This is a genomic window from Roseitalea sp. (assembly GCF_984466335.1).
On sequence record NZ_CFIFWG010000185.1, the window covers coordinates 1 to 5,375 of the forward strand.

Annotated in this window: 6 protein-coding genes; 4 read left to right on the plus strand and 2 right to left on the minus strand. The window is 65.9% G+C overall.

Annotation, left to right across the window (positions count from 1 at the left end):
- The 4 genes from pheS to pheT all read left to right on the plus strand — a co-directional run.
- The coding region (pheS, locus tag AC5E6L_RS13715; RefSeq protein WP_491774016.1) for a phenylalanine--tRNA ligase subunit alpha at positions 1 to 819 on the plus strand (819 nt) is incomplete at its 5' end.
- Between the two features lie 63 nt (positions 820 to 882).
- The gene (locus tag AC5E6L_RS13720) at positions 883 to 1,191 is read left to right on the plus strand and encodes a hypothetical protein (RefSeq protein WP_491229304.1); all 309 of its coding nucleotides are present in this window, start codon (positions 883 to 885) and stop codon (positions 1,189 to 1,191) included.
- A gap of 1 nt (position 1,192) precedes the next feature.
- The gene (locus AC5E6L_RS13725) at positions 1,193 to 1,366 is read left to right on the plus strand and encodes a hypothetical protein (RefSeq protein WP_491774018.1); all 174 of its coding nucleotides are present in this window, start codon (positions 1,193 to 1,195) and stop codon (positions 1,364 to 1,366) included.
- Positions 1,363 to 3,768 carry a phenylalanine--tRNA ligase subunit beta gene (gene pheT, locus AC5E6L_RS13730; RefSeq protein ID WP_491774020.1) on the plus strand — a complete coding sequence of 802 codons (2,406 nt, stop codon included), beginning with the start codon at positions 1,363 to 1,365 and terminating at the stop codon, positions 3,766 to 3,768. The genes AC5E6L_RS13725 and pheT overlap by 4 nt, the downstream gene beginning before the upstream one ends.
- A gap of 52 nt (positions 3,769 to 3,820) precedes the next feature.
- Here the strand turns inward: pheT and AC5E6L_RS13735 are convergent, their stop codons facing one another.
- A complete protein-coding gene (locus tag AC5E6L_RS13735; protein ID WP_491229301.1) occupies positions 3,821 to 4,891 on the minus strand; it encodes an ABC transporter ATP-binding protein in 1,071 nt (356 codons plus the stop codon).
- A 5-nt stretch (positions 4,892 to 4,896) separates the two neighbouring features.
- Positions 4,897 to 5,375, minus strand: a 479-nt coding sequence (locus tag AC5E6L_RS13740; RefSeq protein ID WP_491774022.1) for a family 1 glycosylhydrolase, incomplete at its 5' end; no start/stop codon positions are given.

Consider the following 5,375-nt stretch of genomic DNA (forward strand, 5'->3'; position numbering starts at 1 on the left):
GAAACGGTGGACGTCACCCTGCCCGTGCGCCCCTCGCCGATCGAGACCGGCCGCATCCACCCGGTCAGCCAGGTGATCGAGGAGATCATGGCGATCTGCGCCGATATGGGATTTTCGGTCGCTGAAGGTCCGGATATCGAGACCGACCATTACAATTTCACCGCGCTCAACTTTCCGGCGGACCATCCGGCGCGGGAGATGCACGACACCTTCTTCCTGACGCCGGACGAAAGCGGCGCGCGCAAGGTGCTGCGCACGCACACCTCTCCGGTGCAGATCCGGACGATGGAAACGCAGGCGCCGCCCATCCGCGTCGCCATCCCCGGCAAGACCTACCGGCACGATTCGGACGCCACCCACACGCCGATGTTCCACCAGCTCGAAGCGCTGGTCGTCGACGAGACGACCACGGTCGCCAACCTGAAATGGACCATCGAGGCGTTCTGCAAGGCGTTCTTCGAGGTTCCCCAGGTGGCCATGCGCTTCCGGCCGTCCTACTTCCCGTTCACCGAGCCGAGCCTTGAGGTGGACATTCAGTGCGACCGCTCAAGGCCGGGCGAGGTGCGCTTCGGCGAGGGCGCGGACTGGATGGAGATATTGGGCTGCGGCATGGTGCATCCGAACGTGCTGCGCGCCGGCGGGCTCGACCCCGACGTTTATCAGGGCTTTGCCTGGGGCATCGGCATCGACCGGCTGGCGATGCTCAAATACGGCATGCCGGACCTGCGCGCCTTCTTCGACGCCGATGTGCGCTGGCTGAAGCATTACGGCTTCCGCCCGCTCGACATGCCGACCCTGTTCGGCGGGCTGAGCGGGTGATTTCGCCGGCAGGCCGGACTATGCTCGCATTGCGTTTTCATTGAGGCGAAAGGGGGTCTTCCCATGGCCATGGCCAAGATGAAGTACCTTTCCGAAGGGGAGGTGAAGTCCGTCGCGGATCCGATTCTGCGGAAGCACCTTGACGATCATGGGCTTGCCGGATCGGCGATCGAAGAAGTCGAGGACTTTGACGGCGCCTCCATCTTCCGTCTGGTCGCAAGCGTGGACCGGCCGGTTCCGGCGAAAATTCTCACCGAAACCAATGAGGCGATGCATTCGGCCCTGCGTCAGAAAGGCGAAGACCGGTTCGTCATTCTGTCCACCGAACGCCCCGAAACGGACGCAAACCTTCCGGACGAGGATATCGGATGATATGAGCACGGCGACGATGGCATCTCGATTTTCCGGCCTTTTTGTCAACGGCAGGGCGCGGGAACTGGTCGATCTTGCCCGCGAAACCATCCTTGAGATCGAGAAGATAAGGCCCGGCCAGAATGACTGCCGGATTCTGGCGACCAGCTTGCTGTTCAAAGAGCGTAAACCATGAAATTCACCCTGTCCTGGCTCAAGGACCATCTCGACACCGAGGCGACGCTCGGCGAGATCGTCGACGCGCTCACCATGATCGGCCTTGAGGTCGAAAACGTCGACGACAAGGGCCGGTTCGCGCCCTTCACCATCGCCCGCGTGCTGACCGCCGAAAAGCACCCCGACGCCGACAAGCTGCAAGTGCTCACCGTCGATGCCGGCGACGGCAGGCCGGTGCAGGTGGTGTGCGGTGCGCCGAACGCTCGCGCCGGGCTGATCGGCGCCTTCGCCGCGCCTGGCACCTATGTGCCGGGCATCGATCTCGAACTGTCGGTCGGCAAAATCCGCGGCGTGGAAAGCTTCGGCATGATGTGCTCGGAGCGCGAGCTTGAAATGTCCGACGCCCATGACGGCATCATCGACCTGCCCCAGGACGCGCCGGTCGGCACCGCGTTCGCCGCCTATGCGGGGCTCGACGATCCGGTGATCGAGATCGGCCTGACGCCGAACCGGCCCGACTGCACGGGCGTTCACGGCATCGCGCGCGACCTGGCCGCCGCCGGCCTGGGCACGCTCAGGCCGGTGGAGGCGGCGCCCGTCGCCGCCAAGGGCGCCAACCCCGTTGGCGTGACCATAAAGGCACCGGATCTGTGCCCCGGCTTCGCGTTGCGCACGGTCAGGGGCGTGAGCAACGGCCCGTCGCCGAAATGGATGCAGCGGCGCCTGATCGCCATCGGCCTGCGCCCCATCAACGCGCTGGTCGACATCACCAACTATGTCACGCATGGCTGGGGCCGGCCGCTGCACGTGTTCGATGCCGGCAAGGTCAGGGGCGATCTGGTCGTGCGCCGCGCCCGCGATGGCGAGACGATCCTCGGTCTTGACGACCGCGAGTACACGCTGACGCCGGACATGTGCGCGATCGCCGACGACGATGGGCCGGAGTCCATCGCCGGCGTCATGGGCGGCGAGCATTCCGGCTGCGACGAGGCGACCACCGACGTTCTCATCGAATCGGCGCTTTGGAACCCGCGCAACATCGCGCGCACGGGCCGCGACCTGGGCATCATCACCGATGCGCGCTACCGGTTCGAGCGCGGCGTCGATCCTGAATTCATGGTCCCCGGCCTGGAACTGGCGACGCGCCTGGTGCTGGATCTGTGCGGCGGAACGGCCAGCGAAGTGTCCGTCACCGGCTATGCGGGCCACACGCCGAAGACGGTCGCTTTCCCCTTCTCGGAGGTCGGGCGCCTGACCGGCGTCGATCTGCCCGCCAGGGACAGCGCGGCGATCCTGGAAAGGCTGGGATTTGCCGTGGACGGCGCCGGCGAGACCGCGACCGTCACCGCGCCCTCCTGGCGCCCGGACATCGAGGGCAAGGCGGATCTCGTCGAGGAAGTCATGCGCATTCACGGCGTCAACAACATCGTGCCGGAGCCGCTGCCCAGCCTTTACGCCGTCAACGCGAAGATCCTGACCACGCCGCAGCTCCGCGACCGCGCCGCGCGCCGGGCGCTGGCCGCGCGCGGCATGATGGAGTCCGTGTCCTGGTCGTTCATCCCGGCCGCCCATGCCGAAGCCTTCGGCGGCGGAGCGCCTGCGCTCAAGCTCTTCAATCCGATCTCCGAGGAGATGAGCGACATGCGCCCGTCGCTGTTGCCGGCCCTTCTGGCCGCCGCGCAGCGCAACGCCAATTTCGGCCATGGCGACGTCGCCCTGTTCGAGGTCGCCGGGGTCTATCTGGGCGATGAGCCGGACGGCCAGCGGCGCGTCGCCGGCGGCATCCGCCGCGGCACGGCGCGCCTGACCGGCGCGGGTCGCGCCTGGGACGGCCATTCGGATGCGGTCGGCGTGTTCGACGCCAAGGCCGATGCGCTCGCCGCGCTTGAAGCCTGCGGCGCGCAGACGGGCAAGCTTATGATCGAAGCCGCAGCGCCGGCCTGGTACCATCCGGGTCGCTCGGGCGTGATCAAGCTCGGCCCGAAGACCGTCCTTGGCCATTTCGGCGAACTGCATCCCAGGACGCTGGAAACGCTCGACGTCAGGGGCCCCGCCTGCGGCTTCGAGATTTTCATCGACGCGCTGCCCGAGCCCAAGCGCAAGGCAACGCGCACCAGGCCGCGCCTCGATGTCTCCCCCTATCAAGCGGTCACCCGCGATTTCGCCTTCGTCGTCGATGCGGCCGTGGCCGCCAGTGTGCTGACACGGGCGGTGGCGGGCGCCGACAGGCAGCTCATCGCGGGCGTCACCGTGTTCGACGTGTTCGAGGGCGCCTCCCTGGGCGCGGGCAGGAAATCGGTGGCGCTGGAAGTGAAAATCCAGCCGACCGGGCGCACGCTGACCGACGAGGATCTCGAAGCGCTCTCGGGCAGGATCGTCGCGAGTGTCAAGAAGGCGACCGGCGGGGTGTTGAGGGGGTAGCCTCGGTCGCCGGCGCGCAGGATCGCCGCGCTCGGATGCTTCCGGCCGGAAATCAGCCGTTCCGGCGCGCGAAGACGTGGATCTTGTCCGGCTCGATGGTCAGCGCCACCGGCTGGTCCACGACGACGCGGGCCAGCGTGTTGTCGACGGCTGTCAGGGTCGATCCGTTCATCGACACGCGCAGATGGTTCTGCGCGCCGGTGGGCTCCAGAAGTTCGAGCGTGCCGCGCAGCACATTGTCGTTGGCGCCCGATGGGGCGACATGCAGATGTTCGGGCCGCAAGCCGATGGTCACATTCCCTTGCGCCGGCAGCCGGTCGCTGAGCGGACAGTTGAGCGTCTGGCCGTCCCGCAGCGACAATGTGGCCGCCCCGTTCCCCGCCGAAAGGGTCGCTTCGAGAAAATTCATCGACGGCGAGCCGATGAAGCCAGCGACGAACACGTTGGCCGGGTTCTCGTAAAGGTCGGTCGGCGTTCCCACCTGCTGGATATGCCCGCCATGCAGGATGACGATCCGGTCGGCCAGCGTCATCGCCTCGATCTGATCGTGCGTGACGTAGATCGACGTCGTGCGGACCCGCTTGTGCAGCCGCTTGATCTCCTCGCGCATCTGCACGCGCAGTTTCGCATCGAGGTTCGACAAGGGTTCGTCGAAGAGAAAAACGTCGGGATTGCGCACCAGCGCGCGCCCCATCGCCACTCGCTGGCGCTGCCCTCCCGACAGCTGCGAGGGCTTGCGCGCCATCAGTTCCGAAAGGTTGAGAATCTCGGCGGTTTCCTCGACCCTTTTTCTGATCTGCGCCTTGTCCATGCCGGATATGCGCAGGTTGAAGCCCATATTGTCGGCCACCGTCATATGCGGATAGAGCGCATAGGACTGGAACACCATGGCGATGTTGCGCTCGCGCGGGTTCAGATCGTTGACCCATTGCCCGTTCATGGTCACGTCGCCCGAACTTGCCGCCTCAAGGCCGGCGATGATCCGCAGCAAGGTGGACTTGCCGCAACCGGACGGGCCGACAAGGGCGACGAACTCGCCTTCCCCGACGCTCAGATCGAGATCGTGCAGGACGGTCAGATCGCCAAACGACTTGGTCAGCTTCTTCAGTTCGACGGAAGCCATGATGTTCACCCCGCGGTTTTCATGAGCGCGTTGGCGCGGTGGGTCTCGCACAGCGCGCTGTACCAGTGTCCGCTGTTCTTGATCGTGCGCCGTTGCGTTTCGAAATCGACATGGACGATGCCGAAGCGCATGTCGTAGCCCTCGGCCCATTCGAAATTGTCCATCAGGCTCCAGGCGAAATAGCCCTTGACCGGGATGCCGCCGTCGATCAGGTCGGCGAGCACGGACAGGTGCTCGTGGAAATAGTCGATGCGGGGCTGGTCGTCGACGACGCCGTCCTCGACACGGTCCATATTGTAGCAGGCGCCGTTCTCGGTGATGAAGCAGGGCGGCAGATTGTCGTAGCGCGCATAGACCTGGCGCAGCAGATGCGCCATGCCGTCGGCATTGACCTCCCAGCCAATATCGGTCCGCGGCGCGGTCTGGTCGGCGGGCACGTTGACCGTGGCGGGAAAGGCGGTGCCGGGGGCATGGTCGTGCGCCA